This is a genomic window from uncultured Psychrobacillus sp. (assembly GCF_938022135.1).
Taxonomy (GTDB): domain Bacteria; phylum Bacillota; class Bacilli; order Bacillales_A; family Planococcaceae; genus Psychrobacillus.
Genome location: NZ_CALIED010000066.1, coordinates 55893 through 76064 on the forward strand (window position 1 = coordinate 55893; position 20172 = coordinate 76064).

The window sequence follows — 20172 nt, forward strand, 5'->3', positions numbered from 1 at the left end:
CACCTTTATAGTAAATCAGGTAATTTTGACTTTAATTGCTTAATAGCATTTCCACGGTGAGAAATAGCCCCTTTTTCTTCTGCAGATAATTCGGCCATCATTTTATTCTCGGACGGAACAAAGAAGACTGGGTCATAACCAAAACCGTTATTCCCTTTTCTTTCTTGAGCAATAACGCCTTCGCATGTTCCTCTGACTGTGAATGGCTCCATGGTTGGAGATGCAACTGCAATCACACAAACGAAGCGGGCACTTCTTTCGGATTCTTTTACGTTTTTAAGCTCTTCTAACAGTTTGGTGATGTTTGCCTCATCACTCTTCTCTTCTCCCGCATAACGCGCAGAATAGACACCAGGACGACCGCCTAAGGCATCAACTTCAAGGCCGCTGTCATCCGCAATTACAATCGATTGTAAATGTTCAGCTAATGCAGTCGCCTTTAACAAGGCATTTTCTTCAAAGGTTATACCTGTTTCTTCAACATCCATTTCTTTTGCTACGTCATGTAGGGTTAGCACTTCGTATCCAAGGGGATTAAATAATGCTTCAAAATCCTTTGCTTTCCCCTTATTTTTAGTTGCAATAATTATTTGTTTCATGTTCAAATCATCCTTTCTCATCAATTTTAGAAGCTAAATCTCCTAATGCAGCTCGTTGGATATCCATTAACTGCTGGATTCCAGCTTCGCCATACTCTAGAAGCTCCAATAGTTCACTTTTTGAGAAAGTTGCTTCTTCTCCCGTACCTTGAAGCTCAACGTACTCACCACTGCTAGTTTGTACTATATTCATATCCACAGTTGCGGAAGAGTCCTCTACGTAATTTAAATCTAACACTACTCCAATTTCATCAACTATCCCTACACTAGTAGCAGCTAGGTATTGAATTACAGGAAATTTAGGAAGCTGCTTTTGCTCATACAGTTTTCCTAGTGCAATGGTTAATGCAACAAACGCCCCAGTTATACTAGCAGTTCTTGTGCCTCCATCGGCCTGAATGACATCGCAGTCAATCCAAATTGTCTTTTCCCCTATTACTTCGAGGTCTACTACTGATCGCAAAGCTCGTCCTATTAGACGCTGTATTTCCATCGTACGACCAGTAACCTTCCCTTTAGACGACTCACGCTGTGTACGTGATTCTGTGGCGCGTGGAAGCATAGAATATTCAGCTGTAATCCACCCCTTACCTTGTCCTCTTAAAAAAGGAGGAACTCGATCTTCAATTGTTGCATTACAAATAACTTTGGTATTACCTACCGTGATTAATACAGATCCTTCTGGGTGCATTAAATAATCTGTCTCGATCGTTACCTTTCGCAATTGCTTTGTTTCTCTTCCATCAAATCTAATCATATATTTCTCCTTTTTATGTACCTGAACAGAAGAAAACCCCGCTATTCGAGGATTCTCTTAACAGGGTTAATGAAATGAAATTGTCCGTATATCTGCATTCGACAAGTTTAACCATTTTTCGACAATTGTTTTAAAGATGGGCACCGAACCGGTCGTATAGAAAATAGGTTCTTTCTCTATCTCGGTCGGATTGCGTAAATGATGATAATCTAAGTACTCCAATACATCCTGGGCGGTTTCCTCAGCTGATGATAGTACATTTACATGTTCACCAACTGCATCCTCAATATGCTTTTGCAATAATGGGTAATGCGTGCAACCAAGGATAACCGTATCAAAATGCTCTGATTTTAAGGGTTGCAAGGCTTCAAAAACCATTTTTCTCGCAAAGTCACCCTCATATTCATTACTCTCAACAATTGGAACAAAAGTAGGGCATGCAAGCGGAATGATTTTACTAGAAGTATTCAGAGCTGCAATCGCTTTTTCATAAGCCCCACTTTTAATTGTACCGCTTGTACCTAACACTACAATTTCATTTTTTTTCGTTGCTTTAATAGCCGCTCTTGCTCCCGGGAAAATAACACCTATCACTGGGAAAGGCATTTTCTTACTCAAGGAGTTTAGAGCTACTGCTGTCGCAGTATTACATGCTATTACAAGCATTTTAATTTTCATTTTAGACAAGGCAATTGCCATTTGCCATGTAAATTTACGAACTTCTTCACTAGTTCTAGGTCCATAAGGACATCTAGCTGTATCACCAATATAAATAATTTCTTCGTTTGGGAGTAGATGCATAATTTCTTTTGCAACTGTCAAACCTCCCACACCAGAGTCTATCACACCGATTGGGGCTTTCACGTCAATTCCTCAGTTCTTTTTCATCTCAAGATGTAATTTTGCTAATAAAGTTGATAATGTTTGTGCTTCATCTTGGTCAAACTGTTTCAGCACATCTTTTAAGTATTGCTGTCGTTTGTCAATTACCTCTTCGATGATACGCTCGCCTTCTTTTAATAAATGTATTCGTACAACTCGACGATCTTGCTCGTCTCTTACTCGCTGTACTAGTTCACTTCTTTCCATCCGGTCAATTAAGTCCGTAGTGGTACTAAAAGCTAAATACATTTTATTAGATAAATCCCCGATTGTCATGTCTCCAATCTCAAAAAGCCACTGAAGAGCTACAAACTGGGGAGGCGTTATCGTATAAGAATTTAAGATTTGTCGCCCTCTTTGTTTGATAATCCCTGAAATATGCCGAAGTTCTTTTTCTAAAAAAGCAACATCTTCGTGGTTAAGTTCCACTTGGTTCTTTTCTTCTGCCATGAATCTCACTCCTCAAAACAATACGTCCTCTTATTATTGTGACTTGTTCTGAGGAAAATGGCAAGGATTCAAATCAATTCAATGATAATTCGCCTAGTCTTAATAGTTCAACAATTGCTTGAGATCTACCAGATACGCCTAATTTTTGTATCGTGTTAGATATATGGTTTCGAACTGTTTTTTCACTAATAGACAGCTGAATTGAAATGTCTTTTGTAGAATTGTCTTCTACTAATAATTGAAATATTTGACGCTCTCTGCTCGTCAAAATTGATCTTTGCTGATTACCATCGTACAATGCCATAGCCCCCTATCCACTCTCCTACTAACGTATGTAGCAAAGGGATGGTAGGTGACGGCTAGTAAATACTCTTTTGAAAAACTTCTTTTTCTTGTTCGGTCCATTTTGCAGATTTTCCCGTTTTCTTATCAATTTGTACGATACTGCCTCTTCCAGTAAACACTATATCTCCTTTTGTATTCTTTGCCATGTAATGGATATCAACCGAAGAACTACCAACTGAATTGGCTTTTACATAAATACGAAGCTTCTCATCAAAAAATACCTGTTTCTGATAATCACATTGTAAATCAGCAACTACTGGTATCTTTTCTCCTTTAGGATTAAGCCAATCATTCATAAGCATAACCTTTTTAAAGTATTCAATACGAGCATATTCAAAGTAAGTGAATGGTATAGTATTATTTAAATGTCCGTACATATCTGTTTCTGAAAAACGTACACTGACCTCCGTATAAAAAGAAAATCCCTTTTCCCACGCTTCTAAGTCTTCTATGTATCCTGCTCTCATATAATAATCCCCTTTATATTTAGAATAGATATTCATTTAAAAATGAATAATCATTCATTTATTATATCAGAAAATTAAAAATCCATCTAACGAATTATTAGTAAAAGGAATGAACATTTCATCCGGCTTCTTTGTCGTATTTTAACGAACGGACAATACTAAAAAAGAGCCTTAAATGTCACCTAGAATTTCCCAACAAGAAAAGCGCAACCGCCTGTCACTGCCCCGACAGGCAAATGAAGAAAAGCGAGGAGGCAGTTCCTCAGCCACCGGAGCTTTTCTCCATTTGACCCCGAGGGGCAAGGCGATGAAGCTAGACATCAATTTATCCACAGGTTTAGAACTTTATAGTTTCCTAAACAATTAAAAAAGAAGATCTGGCGATATCCGCCATACTCTTCACTTTTACTCATTTTCTTGCCTCGCTCATTTGCTTCCAAACGGAGCCCTTTGCTTCTTCTCCTTCTGCAATACGGGCAATCGCCATACGGATTTGAAGCTTAACTTCATATTCCTTGTCATCCATCGCTTTCTTTAAGGCTGGTAATGCATCCATATCTCCCACCTCATAGAAATACATAGCTGCTCGCCAACGAACTAATTTGTTTTTATCAAACAGCGCCTCTTCCATTGCTTTTGAAAATTGTACAAATCCTAAATCACTCATTGCATCTCCTGCAGTACGTCGAACCGATGCACTCTTATCTTTCAGTGCTATTTCTAAGTACGGAATGACTTTTTCATCTTCAATAAGACCAAGATATACAGTAGCAAGCCTTCTTATTGAAACCTGTTCATCCTGTATTGCTTTTGCTAGAACTGGGATATCTTCAACCTGGGGGTTAATAAGGTTATCAAGTAATTGGAACCTCTTCTCCCATTCACTTATTTCAAATTCCTCCAAAGTGAACGGAACTCTTATAGGCTTTCTATCATCCTCGGCTTTGTCTTTGTCTGCAATTAGTTGCTCCAGCTTACTTTGGGGAAAGCTTGCCTCTAATTCTTTTACAAGCTGCTCGCCTATCTCTTTTTGATCACCATATCGTACACCATAGTCAACCCATTTACGAAGCATAATATAATTTTCTTTATCACCCTCCATCGCTTCATCCAAAGCCTTGGTAAAGCGGGCAGATAAACCAAATCTTGACTCTGATTCACTATCAAATACTTTCACCTGAAGCGGGATCCCCTTGAATGATTGTACATGGACATATACTTCACCATAATGATCTAAAGGCTTTTCTTCAGTTTCCGCTTCATTTTCACCGCCAAATACATTTTCAATAGATGCTAAGATGGATTCCCAACTAAACTTTGCAATTCGTTCAATCGCTAAAAAGTCCGCAACGTGGTATACCCCTTTTACTCCTTCGATATCAAATATACGTTGTATTTCTTTTGGTGCGTCTTCTATATGATCCTTTTTATAGTTATAACTCTTCCCAAAAGGAAGCTCCTGGTCAACGACTACCTTCATCGTATTCGGACTTGGCGTTGGTTCTATTGTCAATATTTTCATATCTTATACCTCCAATATTATAAAATCAGGACGAAACGATTTCTTCTAAATAAGACCATCTTTCTATTAGCTTCTCATATACTTCGTTTGCTTGATCTAATTGTTCGGTCAATTGCTGTAACGATGTAAAATCAGAGCCTGTAGTTAACAGCTTTTGCTCCAATTCTTCAATCAACCTCTCTGTTTTTTCAATATCCTCACTGATTGTATCCCATTCTCGTTGTTCTTTATAAGTTAGCTTTTTCTTTTCCTTCGTACTTTTTACGGGTGCATTATCTTTCCTAACTTCCACTACTTTTTTTGATGTATCCTTAAGGTCTTCCAAATAATCCGAATAAATTCCTAACCATTCTCTAACTAAGCCATCTCCGTTTAGAATCCAAAGCTTTTTAGCAATACGGTCCAGGAAGAAACGATCATGAGAAATAGTAATAATTACACCAGGGAAGGATTCCATAAAGTCCTCTAAAACAGATAAGGTCTGAATATCCAGGTCATTTGTTGGCTCATCTAAAAATAGAACATTTGGCTGCTCCATTAACATTTTTAATAGAACTAAACGTTTTTTCTCCCCACCGGAGAGCTTGCCTATTTGCGTGCCATGTGTATTTAATGGAAATAAAAACCGTTCAAGCATTTGAGCAGCCGAGAATTTTTCTCCAGATCCTACTTCTATTAGATTGGAGGATTCGCGTACATATTCAATCATTCTCATTTGTTCATTTAGTTTTGGAAGCTGTTGTGAGAAGTGCATCTGTTTTACAGTCGATCCAACAACTACTTCTCCAGAGTCCATCTGAATCTCGCCTGCTAGCATTTTCAGTAAAGTACTCTTTCCAACCCCATTTGGCCCCACTATGCCAACTCGATCTCCTGCCTGTAGGATAAACGAAAAATCATCTACAATGACTTTTGCATCAAAACGTTTAGAAATATTTTTACCCTCTAACACCTGCTTCCCTAACCTAGTAGTAGCCATTTCAAGCTCTAGATTTAAAGCAGAATTATCGCGGTCCAGTTGTGAATCGATTTCTTCAAAACGATCTTTTCTTGCCTTTTGCTTGGTAGATCTAGCCTTTGCACCTCTGCGAATCCATTTTAGCTCATTACGATATAAATTTTGTAGCTTTTGCTGAGATGCAGCGTTCATCTCTTCACGAATCGCTTTAGATTCCAGATAATCTGCATAATTACCTGTGTGAGTATACAACGTTTTATCAGCAAGCTCATAAATATGAGTGGCTACTGTGTCTAAAAAGTAACGGTCATGTGTAACAAAGATAATGGCTCCTTCTACTTTTTGCAGCATGTCCTGCAGCCAATCTGTTGACTCTTTGTCTAAATGGTTAGTAGGCTCATCTAATAGCAATAAATCAGCCGGCTCTATTAACACTTTTGCAAGCGCGACTCTTTTTTGTTGGCCACCAGATAAATGTAAAATTGAATCTTCAAACTGCGTAATCCCTAGTTTAGTTAAAGCTGTTTTTGCTAAAGCATTTACATCCCATGCTTGTAGCTCATCCATTTTCTGCTGTAAGTCCATCAATCTATTTTGTAATTCAGTTGAATCGGAATTAGCCATTAAAGCGAGCAATGCTTCTTCATAATCTCTGTTGATCTTCAGAATAGGTGAATCTCCACTAAATACAGTTTGAAGGACCGTTTCTTCTTTTTCAAATACCGGTTGCTGTTCTAAATAGGCGATTCGAAACTTGTTTGGATGGTCCCGATCAATAGAGTCTGCCTCAAGCTGTCCTGCAATAATCGATAAAAAGGTCGATTTCCCTGTACCATTGATACCGATTAACCCAGCACGATTTTGATTATTAATGGTAAATGAAATATTTTCAAATAGCGTTTTCTCCCCTACTGTTTTTGTAAGATTAGAAATGATTAAATGACTCATATAGATTCCCCTGTTTCTTTTCTTAAGTTTTCTAGAAATAATTCCATGAAGGCATGCCTTTCTGCAGCAAGCTCTTTGCCTTTTCGAGTTTGCATTCCGTCTGCCAGCTTCAGCAGCTTCTCATAGAAATGAGTGACGGAAGCTGTTTGCTTAGAACGGTATTCCTCGATGGACATGTTGTCTCTCGGCGTTTCGGCTACATCGTATAATTTTCTTCCCTTTGCTCCACCATATGCAAACGTTCTTGCTATTCCAACGGCTCCAATAGCATCTAGCCGATCTGCGTCTCTAACAATCTTCGCCTCGATCGTATCCGCGGCTGTCTCATTTCCTCCATTAAAGGAAACAGATTGAATGATTTTTTTTACTTTATCTTTTGATACATCAGAAAGTTCAAGTTGCTCAATGATGTAATCCTCCATAAATTTCCCTTCGTTCGAATATTTCGGATCGCTTACATCGTGTAGTAGTACTGCTAATTCAATTATCTCTAAATCGATATTTATCTCCGTAGAAGCAATGGTCAGCGCATTTTTACGCACTCTTTCTATATGCAAAAAATCATGACTGGCGTCAAATTTGTTGTATATGTCTTTGACTAGCTTTTCACACAGGATAATAGCATTCATATTAAAATACCTCCTTCAAACGAGTCATCCTATTCATTATAACGAAAAAAAGAAAAAAAGACCGCTATAGTGCAGTCTTTTCCTTTGAAAGTCATTCGAAGGTACCCTCTTGTTGTAAGTGGATATCAAAATTTCTCTTTAGCTTGCCTTTTCTTATTGTTTAAAATTTGTTATGAAAATAAAAATTTGTCTATCCAAAGACCTAATCACATTACATAATTTAAATTGAGAATTTCTTCATTAATTTGGGTATACTTAAGTTTGTTGGAGTAGGTTTTAAATTGTAGATTTTTTCACCTCATAAAATTGATAAGATTTTAGCTATAATTCGACATTTTATTGACGGTAGCAGCTATTTCATGTATAGTTTATTTTATCCATTTACAGAATTTTTTGTGGATTAAGGGAGGAACAGTTATGCAACAGGGGAAAGTAAAATGGTTTAACAACGAAAAGGGTTATGGGTTCATCGAGTACAATGATGGGGAAGATGTTTTTGTCCATTTTACTGGTATTCAAGGAGAAGGTTTCAAATCACTTGATGAAGGTCAAGAAGTAACATTTGAGATCATTGAAGGAAACCGTGGACCTCAGGCTGCAAACGTTATAAAATCGAAGTAAACAGTTCTTCCCGCGGCAACTGGTCGTGGGACTTTTTTTATTTTCCAAATAATTTGTTGCCTGCCTCTTTTATCTCTTCCCCAACCGTGCAGCCTTTAATACAAAACTGATGAGCTTTAGTCTTACCTTTTTCTTTTCTTAGCTCACTTTTCACCAAACAGCCTTCACAATAATTTTCTATTAGCTGATCAATTTCATTTATAATTTGTGTATGCTTCATTTTTTCTACTCCTTGCCGTTTGACATATTCAACAGTACAATTATATTTATTCTAAAAATTACCTAACATTACCTTAAAGGATGATTAATAATGATTGAATTATATATTGATGGCTCCACTACTGGCAATCCAGGACCTAGTGGGATTGGGATTTTTATCAAAGGAGAAGGTCACCAGATTAAAATTAGTGAGTTTATAGGGGACCAAACAAATCACGTTACTGAATTTATCGCCTTACAACGTGGTCTGGAAGAAGTATCGAAATTATCCCCTACCATCGTCTCTATTAGGACTGATTCACAAATAGTATTCGCAGCAGTTGAAAAACGCTACGCTAAAAACCCTGAGTTTGCAGCCATATTAGAAAAAATACTAGCTATAACAGATACCTTCGATATGTTTTTTATAAAGTGGATATCTGATGACCAAAATAAAGCTGCCCATGCATTAGCACGAGAAGCAGTACGAAAGAATTTATCATAACAAGCTACACCTCCAACAAGTAAATTTGAATGGAGGTGTTTTTTGTGGGTATTTCCTATGCCATCATTTCTTTTTACTTTTCCGGTACTACTTCAATCTCTCCTGGTGTTACGATTACGTCTTGTTCTACTCCGTTTGAGTTATACGCTTCCTCAATATTAGTTTTTGTACGATTCATGAATCGTATAATAACATCATCTTTACCGAAGAGTTGAAATAGACTCAACAAGGGGTTTCTTGGTCTATTAACAGATCGATAAGTAAACCTTGTTTGGTTTTCGTCCACTGAATTTAATTCGTAATCCACCTTCATACGGAACATGTTGTTTAAAATAAAGGCTTCTTGTACGAGCTTATGATTTGGTTCGTTGATGAACTTTTTTATAGTAAGGTCATAGGATTCGTCTATCGATCCGTTTTTATATGCTTGTCGGATTATTGTACCTTCCACTTCATGTGTTTCCTTTAAAACCTCTTCATCTATAATTTTAGGGAAAATTGCTTTCTTTTTCTCTAAGTCCCCGTAGAAATAAGGCCATGCAAATTCAATAGGTACATTAATAATTATATCCTTCTTCCACTTTTTCATCCAAACTACTCCCTTGCATATCAATATGTGAACCTTTCTATATATGATAACACAAAAAAACAGACCCTCGAAATGAGAGCCTGTTAAAGTTTAGGTTTAAAATTAAGCTTTAACTACGTTAGTAGCTTGAAGACCACGTTGGCCTTGCTCGATTTCAAAAGTAACTTCTTGACCTTCGTCAAGAGATTTGAAACCTTCGCTTTGGATAGCTGAGAAATGTACGAATACATCGTCTCCGCCTTCGCGTTCGATAAATCCGAATCCTTTTTCTGAGTTAAACCATTTTACTTTACCTTGTTCCATGTGTGTATCCTCCTCGTATGCAAATTGTGCATACATTGTGTTACTATCCTTGCTCAACACTGTTAAGTAAAAGTGTTGCCACCTACTAACTAACCGAACAAAAATAATCCTCTTTAAATATAACACGCCTATCCTAATAATGCAACAATTATCCAAAATCTTTTTTAATTGTTTTCCAATAATGCACCAATCGCTCCACTATACCCATGTTTTTCTAAAAATATTGGATTTTTCTTTTTTAGTATCGTATAGGATTCAATAATTTCCTGAAGCAATATATTATCTTCTAGTGTAGAACCTATATAAATTATGTCCTCGACACCATGAGCATCTGCAGCTTGTATACATAATGTTGCCACAACTTCACCAATTATACCCTGGATACCTGCAATCAGATCTGCGTTTGTTCTTGTTTCTTCGTTTTTTAATGAAACACCACCAAAATTACTAGCAGTAAGCGATCCAGTTATTGGTAATTTGTTATCTTTATAAATATCACTTACTAAAACATCTATTGCCGATCTATTTCCATTTAAAGATAACTGAATCATTTCCTTATAATCTGTTAAACCTGTTAATGCCATTCCCAATCCTAAAAGTGTTCCCCCACCTACTCCAGTTCCACCAATTCGAGCATGCGAGTTATCATGCATAATATGTATTGAAGTACCTGTACCAATATTTGCAATGATTGCCGAGCTACTATTAATGATTTCCTGTTTCATTTGATGCATCACACCATTCATCGTTGCATCAAACTCAACTACATAAGGAAGATCCTCTTTTGACAAAAGGATCTTTTTTAGTTGTTCTGCTCGACCACCAGTAAGGCAGATAGAACTTGACGAATGCTTACTTTCCACCCACTCTTTTACACTTTGAAAATCTGAGGATAGAAAACTTTTAAAGGACATTATATTTTCATCGTTCCAGTAAGCGACTTTCGTTAAAGTTCCACCTGCATCAATACCAATTCTAGTAGTCATACTTTTTCCCCTTTTACATTACAGCCCTTATTTAATCCATGATCCCACAATAGGATAATTAAATGTTTCGCCATTGATTGCTTTAATTATACCTATAATCGGGACAACAAAAGCCATTATAGCAAAAATTATTACTAATGGAATACCTATTATAATAAATATCAGTAGAAATGATATAAACAGTAGGACTGACATTACTAATTGAAAAAGTACTGCTTGAATAGATAACTTTCTAATTTCATGATTATCTACTACTAAGTACAACACAAATGGTACTAAAAACGGTGCAAACCAAGTGCTTGCATGTAATAATACTTTTAGCCCTGTATTTTCCATGATATAACCTCCTTTTTCTTTAACTTATTATACGGATATACAGATAATTAGTTTCATTTTCTTTCATAGACAATATTCCCTGCTACTACTGTTTTACACACAGACACCTTCGCTAGATTACTTACGGTAAGCGGCTCATTAACAATTGTAAAATCAGCATCATAGCCTGATTCAATTTTTCCTCGAGAAAGCCCCTTACCTATTGCCTTAGCACTACCTATTGTATAAAGACAAAGTGCTTCATACAAGGACAATGACTGAGCAGGATTCCACACATTGTTTACTGCAGCATCCATGGCCAAAAATGGATCCGCATTTTCAATCGGCGAATCTGAACCGCCTGAGCATTCTAATCCAGCAGCTATAAGAGTCTTCCAGGCATATGCCCACTCCATTCTTTCGCTTCCTAATCGTTCTCTTACCCAAGGAAAATCTGAAGGAACAAATATTGGCTGGATATCTAATACTAAAGGAAGCTTGCGCATTCTTTCTATTAAATCCTTCCGTAAAACATTTACGTGAATGAGCCGATCCTTTTTCGGATGAGGTGGCGGATATTTTTCGATTACATCCAATATAAGCTCTGTAGCCTTATCTCCAATTACATGCACTGCTATATTTTCTTGGTAATCTCGAGCTAATTTCACTAATTGCTCAAGTTTTTCTTCAGGATGAACAGCTACCCCTTGTGTTCCAGTGGCATCAAAATAATCAGTAGACAATAGAGCTGTTCTTCCTCCCAATGAACCGTCTACAAAAATTTTCATCGCACCAAATTCTATGAATTCAGTAGGTACCTCTCCCTGCATTTGTTCAAAAACTAAATGATGTCTTAACAGGTGAACTTTAAAATTTTCTTCTACAGCATCGTGGTACGCTTTTAATGGCACATTATATGGCCCGTAATAGGACATATCCTCCGTATGCACGCCTGTAAGTCCCTTTGAGAGTAAATCTTGGATACTTAATCGTATAACGTCTGCTAAGTAATCTGAGGTAACTGGTGGGATGTGAGAAGTGATTAGATTCTGTGCCTCATCGTAGAATAGCCCGTTTAATCTACCATTATCGTCTCTTCCTATCATTCCACCAACTGGACTAGTAGTTTCTTCGGTTATCCCCGCAATTTCCATTGCTATGGAATTCGTTACAAGGACATGTCTACAAATTCTTTTTAATACGATTGGGCTTTCTTGTATAACACCGTCTAGATCAGCTCGAGTAATAGGGCGACTCTCTATTAAATTGTTATCGTTCCAGCCCTCTGTTACGTACCACTGACCAGGAACGACTTTTTTTCTTACCTCTGTCACTATGTCTTCTATGGATGTAAAGCCAGAAAGGTCGAGATAGGAAAGCTTTTCCCCGTGACCGATTAAATGAATATGACTATCTACCAATCCCGGGTACATTGCAGACCCCTCAAGGGAAATAACTATGTCGGCCATGGGAAGTAATTTTTCTTTTTCACCTGTTCGGATAATTTTTCCACCTTCTGTTAAAACTGCTTCCGTCATAGAATTTTCCGAATCCATTTTATAAATACTTCCGTCTGTCCAAAGAGTTTTCATTATTTTTTCTCCTTTTCTTTAGGAGCAAGCTCATCAACCAGCAACTCCGCAGCTCTTCTATAAAAATTACTCATATTAGCTAGAGAAGAAATTAACAGTAGTTTTTGTAATTCCTCCTCGGCCTCTAATTCTTTAGTTAGTTTATCTAAATCTTGAATTTCTTTTAAAAAGACTTGTTTATTATTTTGCTGAAGGGAAATAAAGTATTGATAAAAATTATTTAATGTAAATTCATCTGAAGCCATTTTCTCCTTTAAGGGAGATAAAGTTTCTTTCACATCACTGATGGAAAGTGATCCTTTTAAATGGTAAATAAGATTAATCAACATAATATGTTGTTTAGAGTACTTCTTATTTTTTATCGGAACGAATAGCTTGCCCTTTGCATAATTGTTAATCATCGTTTTAGTTAATACCTTGTCTTCATCACTTCGAATGGTCGTCCCGTATTTAGCATCAAAAAGCTGTATAACCTGGTCCATGTATAAGTCTATTTCCGGTATATCCTCTTCTTTAATGGCAGTGTCTAAAGCTAAACGGTCAATTAACCTATTTAAATCATTCATAAATAAATGAACCTCCTAGTAATACTTAAAAACATAGTAACTTAAAACACAATAAAGGTAAACCTTGACTACCAACACATATCAATATATCATTATATGTAGTTATCAAAACTACATATTGAAGTGGAGGCATTCATTTTATGCTAGAAAATTATATTAGAGAACCTTTTAACTCCTTATCTCATTTATTTGGAGCTATTTTAGGAATAATCGGGTTATTCCTCATGATTATGAAAGGAGTTACCTTAAACGCAACGAGCCTAACATTAACAGCTCTCTCTATATTTGGCGTTAGTATGATATTGCTTTACACAGCTTCTGCCACGTATCATGCGGTTAAATCGAAAGAACGTGTTATTCAGTTTTTACGCCGTTTAGACCATTCAATGATTTATTTACTCATCGCTGGCACATATGCTCCTTTTTGCCTGATTACTTTAAAGGGGTCAACAGGATATCTATTATTTGGTTTAATTGGAATCCTAGCTTTTTCAGGAATATTATTTAAGATGGTCTGGTTTGATTGCCCAAGATGGATTTCCACAGCCCTTTATATAGGAATGGGATGGATTATTATCTTTCTTGCTCCTTCTTTAGCTGAAAGTCTTGGTACCCATGGACTTTTATATTTAGTTGGAGGAGGCATTTTCTATACGATAGGCGGAATCATATATGGTATAAAGCCTAATCTACCATTTATAAAAAAATTAGGCTTCCACGAAATTTTCCATATTTTTATATTGCTCGGAACCATATTTCATTTTATATGTGTATATGAATATGTGATATAAACCTTCCACGTTGTATAAACAAAATATAGCCGATGAGAAAGGCACCTCCCGTTCAAATTGAACAGAAAGTGCCTTTCATAATTTCCTCATGTTTAAGTCAGCTTTTTAGCAAAAGCAATGACACGATTTACTTCTTTAAAGCCTAGCTTCAGGTGGACGTTATAACTCTCCTCATTGTCTAGCTCACAGTCACTAGCAAACTCCCTACAGCCTTTTAAAATAGACCAGTCTTCGCAATGTTTAACTAGCTGCTTGGCTATGCCTGATCTCCTGAACGTTTTTTTCACAAAAAGTCCTTCCAAATAGCCTACTGGCGTTGTACTAGTTCCTTCAACATAGTCTGTTCGAATTTGACACTGTGCAAATCCTATTGGTTCTCCTAAAGGACCATATGCTAGATAAACAATCGCATTCTCGTTTTTTATCAGCTGGTCTGTTTCTATTTTAAACTCTTCTATGTTGTGTCCTGGCCATAGAAGAGAAGCTAAACTGACTACATCCATTGAATCTTCTATTTCAGCTCGTTTAATCATCATTATACCTTCCATACAATGCTAAACCTCCTTTTTAGTAACGGAAAAGTCTAAGCTTGGAGAGGGAGATTGTAATCTCATTTGTTCCAATTCTATTTTCATCTTTTCGGTTTCAATGATAAAATTTTCTTGTTTTAGTCTTTCTAGTTCTAACGCATCTTTAACAGAGCTAGCTTTTATACGTGCTTTTTCTTCTAAGTGATCTGTTATCGCTCTTATGACAGGTACAGAAAAAATTAAAGCTGGTATTATTATCCATTCCACTGTATTCACCCCTATTAATCAAAATGTAGTTTTAATTAAAGATGTAATTCCTTTTATAAAGTAAAAACATGAACAATCAATAAAAAATCAACATTGAAAAATATCGGTTATTATAACTTCTATTTAGCAATTTAACTTAAAGGTATGGAAATCAAAATAATCATTTAGTTATATCGTTCTTCCCTATTTTATGAAATCGATTTATCCGTTATATTTATGGAATATTCTACTTCAATATCCACATTTCCTCGCAATGCCTTACTTATCATACAGCTTTGTTCTGCTTTAATAGCGAGCTTTTCTGATACTAGTCTGTCTTTTTCATCTGTTATTATAATTATCGGACGATGAATAATTTTTTTATAAGTAAAAACACCATTTGTAACATCTACTATAGCAGTTGAGTTCATCTCTAAGTTTTCTGTATTTACTTTACTTCTCTCCATCATTGCAGCCAGTGTAATAATATAACAAGTCGCTGCAGCACCTAAAAGCATTTCATCAGGGTTAGTTCCAATTCCAGGTCCGTCCATTTCTGTTGGTATGGAGATATTAGTTTGTAAATTCCCAGAGTGAATATCTCCCACGTCATTTCTGCCTCCAGGCCAATTCGCTTTTAAATGAAATAGATGTTCCGTCATAATTTGATCAAACCTTTCTTATCGATGTATTGGAAATTGTGCCACTTTCCTATATTATAAAAAGAGAAGGTAGGCGTTTAATTTGTTAAAAAATTATGGAAAAATTGCTGGTTTCATCATTGTAGCTTCGCTTTTTTTACTCATTCTAGGTGTTAGGTATGTATTAGGACAAGAATTAGTTATTATGAACTTTATTGCTTTTGCAGCCTTTTCCATTGTAGCAGGAGTAACAGCTGGGGCTATGCTATTATACAACCTCTACAAAGCATTTTATTTATTTACGTTTGGATTGGCAATAGGTTTCATTGACCTTTTCCGCTCCTTCATTATAAATTCTGAAGGAAACGGTGATATAATCGGAATCCTCTCCCTGTTTATGTTTAGTGCTTTTGGGTTAGTAATAGGAATAATTATAGAGGCTGTATTTTATCTCATTAAAAAGATGAACAATGTACAATGACAAAAGGTTTTAGCTACTGGCTAAAACCTTTTTACGTTATTTTGAATACTTGGATATAATCGTTTGATTACGCCCATTAGATTTTGCCTTATATAGAGCCTGATCAATACGGTCCATGAATGAAGAAATCGCTTCAGCCTTATATTTGTATTCCCCCACTCCAGAAGATATGGTAATAGCCTTATTGGTTGGAGGTAATGTAGATTCAATATCTTTCCTCAGTATCTCCGCAATACGGTATGCTTCCTCTAGTAGAGTATTCGGCATAACAATTGCAAATTCTTCGCCACCTAATCGAATGATATAATCTTCTTCACGAGTGACCCTATTCATTCGGTAAGCTAAGAATTGCAAAACCTCATCCCCTGCATTATGTCCAAACTCATCATTTACTTTTTTAAAGAAATCGATATCCACCATAATCATCGAGAAGTTATTTTTACTCTCGATTAAATGACTATAAAGATATTCTGCAAACCTTCTATTTTTTAGCCCAGTTAAAGGATCAGTTAAGGATTGAGTTTTAAAATCCTCCACAGTTTCTTCTTGCTGTTTTCGATAGTTTTCAACAGTTTCGGTTAACTGCTTAGCTTCAAAATACCATGTCGGAATTTCTAGCTCATTTCTATTAAATTGAGGATCCATTGTGTACATCGCAAGTTTTTGTAATGGAGAAGCTAGTTTAGTTGAAAGCACAAAAGCTACTACAAGAAATAAAACTATAAAAGGAAGTGCATATAAAAATATCTTCAATATGATTCCAGCAAGAGGCTCTATACTTGAAGCATAAGGGGTTTGTGATACTACTCCCCATCTGCTTGCTTCTATTAAAGTATATCCAGCCACGTAAAGGTCACCCTTCGTATTTTCTGTAATACTTGAGCCACTGTCCCCTCTGATTAGGCTCTCTACTATCTCATTACTTTTTACTACTTCTCCGATTCTCTTTTCATCAGGGTGATAAATAAGCGTTCCTGAATGGTCTACGACATAAACATACGATCCATCTTTAGAATAATGCTCTGCTAATATGTTTCGTATAAAATTATCCTCTTCTAAATAGATGGTTCCATTCAGCATTCCTAGGTACTCATTTTGTTCATTAAAAAGCGGGGTGGATACAAGAACTAGTAATCTACCTGTCGCAGCCATATATGGTTTTGTAATAATATTCTCTTTCTTATCTAATGCTTCTTTAACACCTTCGGATTGAATAACAGTACCAGCAATTCCTACATTAGGAGAAGTAGCTATCGCGAGACCGTTCTTATCAATAACTGAGACAGAGTTAAAGTTTTTACTTGTTACTATTAGCTGGTTCAATACTATTGTTAATTCTGTCGGATTATCCAATAGCTTGATAATATCAGCTTTTCTCCCTTCAAGGTTAAGTTGCATAGAAGAAAAAAGCTCCTCTGACATTTCCGCCAGCTTTTTAGAATATACTTGGTTTTGCTCCAACGAGTTATCAATCAAGCTATCTTTTGTCACTAAATAGCTTGAAAAGAGTGAGCTTGTCAGTATGCCAATGATTGAAAATGAAATTAAAGTTAAAATCCAAAAACGTAACGTTCTTATCATGTTTCCTCCAAATTTATACAATATAATTACTACATTTTCTCATTGTAGCATTATTTATATATGAATAACTATAGATAATAGATATTTTGATTGATATGGAGAAAAAGAGAAGAAAAATTCTTTTTTCAAATAGGCGAAAAGTTGTGTGATGTTAAAGATTTGACATCCCTTATACCTTATAAAAAGGAAAATGAGCTTGATAGTTACCAAGCTCACTTTTTCTCCTAGCATCTTTTATTAACCACCTAAATAAGCAAGCTTAACTTCTTCACTCGATTGTAGCTCCCTTGCAGGTCCAGATAATACTACCTTACCTGTTTCAATAACGTATCCTCTATTAGCTATGGAAAGTGCCATATGGGCATTTTGTTCAACTAATAATACGGTGGTGCCGTCATTATTTATTTCTTCTATGACTTTAAAAATAGTTTGAACCATAAGCGGAGCCAATCCCATCGACGGTTCGTCTAGTAACACTAGTTTAGGCTTTGCCATAATGGCACGCCCAATGGCAAGCATTTGCTGTTCTCCCCCGGAGAGTGTTCCGGATAGCTGCTTTCTTCTTTCTAACAATCTTGGAAAAGTTTCATAAACCTTTGTTAAATCTGAATTAATGCCTGCCTTATCCTTACGAAGAAATGCTCCTAGTTCGAGATTTTCCTCTACAGTAAGATTGGCAAAAACTCTTCGCCCCTCTGGTACATGAGATATACCAGCCTTTACTATCGTTTGAGCTGCTTTCCCTGTTATAGATTTGCCTAAAAACTCGATTTTCCCCTTCTTAGGCTTTAACAATCCAGATAGAGTTTTAAGGAGCGTGCTTTTTCCAGCCCCGTTCGCTCCGATTAACGTAACAATTTCTCCTTCATTCACTTCTAACGATATATTATGTAAAGCTTGGATATTCCCATAATACACGTCCATATTTTCTACTTTAAGCATGGACATTTGGAACCTCCTCTCCCAAATAAGCCTCAATGACCTTTGGATGATTTCGTATTTCTTGAGGAGTGCCTTCTGCTAAAAGCTGTCCATGGTCTAATACATAAATTCTTTCGCAAACACCCATTACAAGATTCATATCGTGCTCAATCAGCAGAATGGTTAAATTAAACTTTTCACGAATAAACCCTATTAGATCCATCAGTTCTTTTGTTTCTTTAGGATTCATCCCAGCTGCTGGCTCATCTAATAAAAGTAGCTTAGGCCCTGCTGCTAAAGCTCTTGCAACCTCCAACCGTCTCTGTTGACCATAAGGAAGGTTTTTAGCAAGCTCATCCTTATATCTATCTAATTTAAATATCTTCAAAAATTCGATAGATTTCTCTTCCATCTCTTGCTCACCTTTAAAATGAGAAGGTAGTCGAAGAATGGAGCTAAGCATCGTATGCTTAGCTAAAGAATGATAAGCGACCTTCACATTTTCTAAGACAGTCAATTCATTAAACAGACGAATATTTTGAAAGGTTCGACTTATGCCTTTCCTAGTTACTTTAAAGGGGGCTAATCCATTAATTCTTTCCCCGTTAAACATAATATCTCCAGTGGTAGGTGCATAGACCCCAGTCAATAGGTTAAAGCTCGTTGTTTTCCCTGCTCCGTTTGGCCCTATTAAACCTACAAGCTCTCCCTCATTTAAAACCATATTTAAATTTTGGACAGCCTTCAAGCCCCCAAATTGAATTCCGGCATTTATCACCTCTAGTAAAGGCCTATTTTCCATATTGACTGCCCCCTTTTGGTGTTCTCCACATTTTAAAGTAATCTGTAATCTCCATCGTCCCCATTAATCCTTTTGGTCTATACAACATAACAATGATTAGGACGAGACTGTATATGATCATTCGAGTTTCTGGATATCCTTGTAGATACGTTGAAACGACGGTTAATAGGATAGCTGATAAAACGGCTCCAGATAAGCTCCCTAATCCTCCTAGAACAACAAAGATTAAAATGTCGAACGATTTCAAGAAACCAAATTGACTTGGTTGAATGATATAAAAATTATGTGAGTAAAGAGCGCCTGCTACTCCAGCAAAAAAGGAACCGATTGCAAATGCTGCTACCTTATAATAAGTCGTATTTATTCCCATGGCATCTGCAGCAATTTCATTTTCCCTAACTGAAATGGAGGCAATACCATGTCTTGAATTTGTGAAATTGACAATCACCAAGATAGTAATTGCTAAGCAGATGAATGCTGTAGTCCATGTGGTCATATGGTCAACCTGCATACCGGAAGCTCCACCAACATAGTCGATATTCAAGAAAACAATACGAATAATTTCAGCGAAGCCAAGCGTTGCTATCGCTAAGTAGTCTCCCTTTAAGCGAAGACTAGGAATGCCAACGATCAACCCAGCTAAAGCAGCAACAATTCCACCTATTATTATGGCTAAGAAAAATGGTAATTCAAGCCTCATAGTCACAATAGCTGAAATATATGCCCCAATCGCTAAGAATCCTGCATGCCCTATAGAAAACTGTCCGGTAATCCCAATTATAAGGTGTAAGCTTACGGCTAATATAATATTAATAGATATAACAATAATTGTATTACTATAAAATTGATCTATAATCCCGTTCATAATAAGAAGCTGTATGACGGCATAGATGGCTATCCCCAATACAACAAATAGCCAAAATTGTTTAGAGGTTTTCTTCATACGT

At 36.4% G+C, this 20172-nt stretch carries 27 protein-coding genes; 4 read left to right on the top strand and 23 right to left on the bottom strand.

Annotated features, from left to right (window positions below):
* Positions 1–5: 5 nt before the first annotated feature.
* The 9 genes from Q0371_RS12705 to Q0371_RS12745 form a co-directional block, all read right to left on the bottom strand.
* Complete coding sequence (locus tag Q0371_RS12705; protein ID WP_251553413.1) at positions 6–599, bottom strand: XTP/dITP diphosphatase; 594 nt, start codon at positions 597–599, stop codon at positions 6–8.
* A gap of 7 nt (positions 600–606) precedes the next feature.
* A complete protein-coding gene (gene rph / locus Q0371_RS12710; RefSeq protein ID WP_169360997.1) occupies positions 607–1356 on the bottom strand; it encodes a ribonuclease PH in 750 nt (249 codons plus the stop codon).
* Positions 1357–1422: 66 nt separating this feature from the next.
* Positions 1423–2220 (bottom strand): glutamate racemase, encoded by a 798-nt coding sequence (gene racE / locus Q0371_RS12715; protein WP_169360996.1) that lies wholly within the window; start codon positions 2218–2220, stop codon positions 1423–1425.
* A 9-nt stretch (positions 2221–2229) separates the two neighbouring features.
* Positions 2230–2688: a MarR family transcriptional regulator gene (locus tag Q0371_RS12720; RefSeq protein WP_169360995.1), complete on the bottom strand. Its 459-nt coding sequence runs from the start codon at positions 2686–2688 to the stop codon at positions 2230–2232.
* A 73-nt stretch (positions 2689–2761) separates the two neighbouring features.
* Positions 2762–2986, bottom strand: coding sequence for a LuxR C-terminal-related transcriptional regulator (locus Q0371_RS12725; RefSeq protein WP_225215939.1), 225 nt, complete (start codon positions 2984–2986; stop codon positions 2762–2764).
* A 61-nt stretch (positions 2987–3047) separates the two neighbouring features.
* A complete protein-coding gene (locus Q0371_RS12730; RefSeq protein ID WP_298471671.1) occupies positions 3048–3500 on the bottom strand; it encodes a thioesterase family protein in 453 nt (150 codons plus the stop codon).
* A gap of 409 nt (positions 3501–3909) precedes the next feature.
* Positions 3910–5022, bottom strand: a complete 1113-nt coding sequence (locus tag Q0371_RS12735; RefSeq protein ID WP_251556192.1) for a conserved virulence factor C family protein — start codon at positions 5020–5022, stop codon at positions 3910–3912.
* 25 nt (positions 5023–5047) lie between these two features.
* A complete protein-coding gene (locus tag Q0371_RS12740; protein ID WP_298471675.1) occupies positions 5048–6928 on the bottom strand; it encodes an ABC-F family ATP-binding cassette domain-containing protein in 1881 nt (626 codons plus the stop codon).
* Complete coding sequence (locus Q0371_RS12745; protein WP_298471678.1) at positions 6925–7557, bottom strand: HD domain-containing protein; 633 nt, start codon at positions 7555–7557, stop codon at positions 6925–6927. Before Q0371_RS12745 ends, Q0371_RS12740 begins: the two co-directional genes overlap by 4 nt.
* 417 nt (positions 7558–7974) lie before the next feature.
* Between Q0371_RS12745 and Q0371_RS12750 the strand changes: the two genes are divergently transcribed.
* Positions 7975–8178, top strand: coding sequence for a cold shock domain-containing protein (locus tag Q0371_RS12750; protein WP_169360131.1), 204 nt, complete (start codon positions 7975–7977; stop codon positions 8176–8178).
* 37 nt (positions 8179–8215) lie between these two features.
* On the opposite strand, the gene Q0371_RS12755 is transcribed toward Q0371_RS12750, so the two are convergent.
* A complete protein-coding gene (locus Q0371_RS12755) occupies positions 8216–8398 on the bottom strand; it encodes a zinc-finger domain-containing protein (protein WP_298471681.1) in 183 nt (60 codons plus the stop codon).
* Positions 8399–8488: 90 nt separating this feature from the next.
* On the opposite strand from Q0371_RS12755, the gene Q0371_RS12760 reads away from it, so the two are divergent.
* Positions 8489–8881, top strand: a complete 393-nt coding sequence (locus Q0371_RS12760) for a reverse transcriptase-like protein (RefSeq protein ID WP_298471684.1) — start codon at positions 8489–8491, stop codon at positions 8879–8881.
* A 73-nt stretch (positions 8882–8954) separates the two neighbouring features.
* Here Q0371_RS12760 and Q0371_RS12765 read toward each other — a convergent pair whose 3' ends face one another.
* From Q0371_RS12765 to Q0371_RS12790, 6 genes are all read right to left on the bottom strand, one after another.
* Positions 8955–9470, bottom strand: a complete 516-nt coding sequence (locus tag Q0371_RS12765) for an SRPBCC family protein (RefSeq protein ID WP_298471686.1) — start codon at positions 9468–9470, stop codon at positions 8955–8957.
* A 102-nt stretch (positions 9471–9572) separates the two neighbouring features.
* Positions 9573–9773 carry a cold-shock protein gene (locus Q0371_RS12770; RefSeq protein WP_053589685.1) on the bottom strand — a complete coding sequence of 67 codons (201 nt, stop codon included), beginning with the start codon at positions 9771–9773 and terminating at the stop codon, positions 9573–9575.
* A 164-nt stretch (positions 9774–9937) separates the two neighbouring features.
* Entirely contained in the window at positions 9938–10759 is an 822-nt protein-coding gene (coaW, locus tag Q0371_RS12775; protein ID WP_298471701.1) for a type II pantothenate kinase, read from the bottom strand.
* 27 nt (positions 10760–10786) lie between these two features.
* Positions 10787–11095: a DUF4870 domain-containing protein gene (locus tag Q0371_RS12780; RefSeq protein ID WP_169360136.1), complete on the bottom strand. Its 309-nt coding sequence runs from the start codon at positions 11093–11095 to the stop codon at positions 10787–10789.
* A 53-nt stretch (positions 11096–11148) separates the two neighbouring features.
* Positions 11149–12666: an amidohydrolase gene (locus Q0371_RS12785; RefSeq protein WP_298471703.1), complete on the bottom strand. Its 1518-nt coding sequence runs from the start codon at positions 12664–12666 to the stop codon at positions 11149–11151.
* The gene (locus Q0371_RS12790; protein ID WP_298471705.1) at positions 12666–13232 is read right to left on the bottom strand and encodes a DUF1836 domain-containing protein; all 567 of its coding nucleotides are present in this window, start codon (positions 13230–13232) and stop codon (positions 12666–12668) included. The genes Q0371_RS12785 and Q0371_RS12790 overlap by 1 nt, the downstream gene beginning before the upstream one ends.
* A 140-nt stretch (positions 13233–13372) precedes the next feature.
* On the opposite strand from Q0371_RS12790, the gene Q0371_RS12795 reads away from it, so the two are divergent.
* Positions 13373–14023: a hemolysin III family protein gene (locus Q0371_RS12795; protein WP_298471707.1), complete on the top strand. Its 651-nt coding sequence runs from the start codon at positions 13373–13375 to the stop codon at positions 14021–14023.
* Between the two features lie 92 nt (positions 14024–14115).
* On the opposite strand, the gene aac(6') is transcribed toward Q0371_RS12795, so the two are convergent.
* From aac(6') to Q0371_RS12810, 3 genes are all read right to left on the bottom strand, one after another.
* Positions 14116–14571: an aminoglycoside 6'-N-acetyltransferase gene (gene aac(6'), locus Q0371_RS12800; protein ID WP_366518591.1), complete on the bottom strand. Its 456-nt coding sequence runs from the start codon at positions 14569–14571 to the stop codon at positions 14116–14118.
* A 6-nt stretch (positions 14572–14577) separates the two neighbouring features.
* The gene (locus tag Q0371_RS12805) at positions 14578–14820 is read right to left on the bottom strand and encodes a hypothetical protein (RefSeq protein WP_169360140.1); all 243 of its coding nucleotides are present in this window, start codon (positions 14818–14820) and stop codon (positions 14578–14580) included.
* Positions 14821–15008: 188 nt separating this feature from the next.
* Positions 15009–15461, bottom strand: coding sequence for an SACOL1771 family peroxiredoxin (locus Q0371_RS12810; RefSeq protein ID WP_298471711.1), 453 nt, complete (start codon positions 15459–15461; stop codon positions 15009–15011).
* 82 nt (positions 15462–15543) lie between these two features.
* Between Q0371_RS12810 and Q0371_RS12815 the strand changes: the two genes are divergently transcribed.
* On the top strand, positions 15544–15921 hold the full coding sequence (locus tag Q0371_RS12815) for a hypothetical protein (RefSeq protein ID WP_169360142.1): 378 nt from the start codon (positions 15544–15546) through the stop codon (positions 15919–15921).
* 36 nt (positions 15922–15957) lie between these two features.
* Here Q0371_RS12815 and Q0371_RS12820 read toward each other — a convergent pair whose 3' ends face one another.
* From Q0371_RS12820 to Q0371_RS12835, 4 genes are all read right to left on the bottom strand, one after another.
* Positions 15958–17502 (bottom strand): sensor domain-containing diguanylate cyclase, encoded by a 1545-nt coding sequence (locus Q0371_RS12820; RefSeq protein ID WP_298471714.1) that lies wholly within the window; start codon positions 17500–17502, stop codon positions 15958–15960.
* 237 nt (positions 17503–17739) lie between these two features.
* A complete protein-coding gene (locus Q0371_RS12825) occupies positions 17740–18444 on the bottom strand; it encodes an ABC transporter ATP-binding protein (protein WP_251556202.1) in 705 nt (234 codons plus the stop codon).
* On the bottom strand, positions 18437–19225 hold the full coding sequence (locus Q0371_RS12830) for an ABC transporter ATP-binding protein (RefSeq protein ID WP_169360144.1): 789 nt from the start codon (positions 19223–19225) through the stop codon (positions 18437–18439). Before Q0371_RS12830 ends, Q0371_RS12825 begins: the two co-directional genes overlap by 8 nt.
* Positions 19215–20168 (bottom strand): branched-chain amino acid ABC transporter permease, encoded by a 954-nt coding sequence (locus Q0371_RS12835; RefSeq protein ID WP_251556175.1) that lies wholly within the window; start codon positions 20166–20168, stop codon positions 19215–19217. Before Q0371_RS12835 ends, Q0371_RS12830 begins: the two co-directional genes overlap by 11 nt.
* Positions 20169–20172 lie beyond the last annotated feature (4 nt).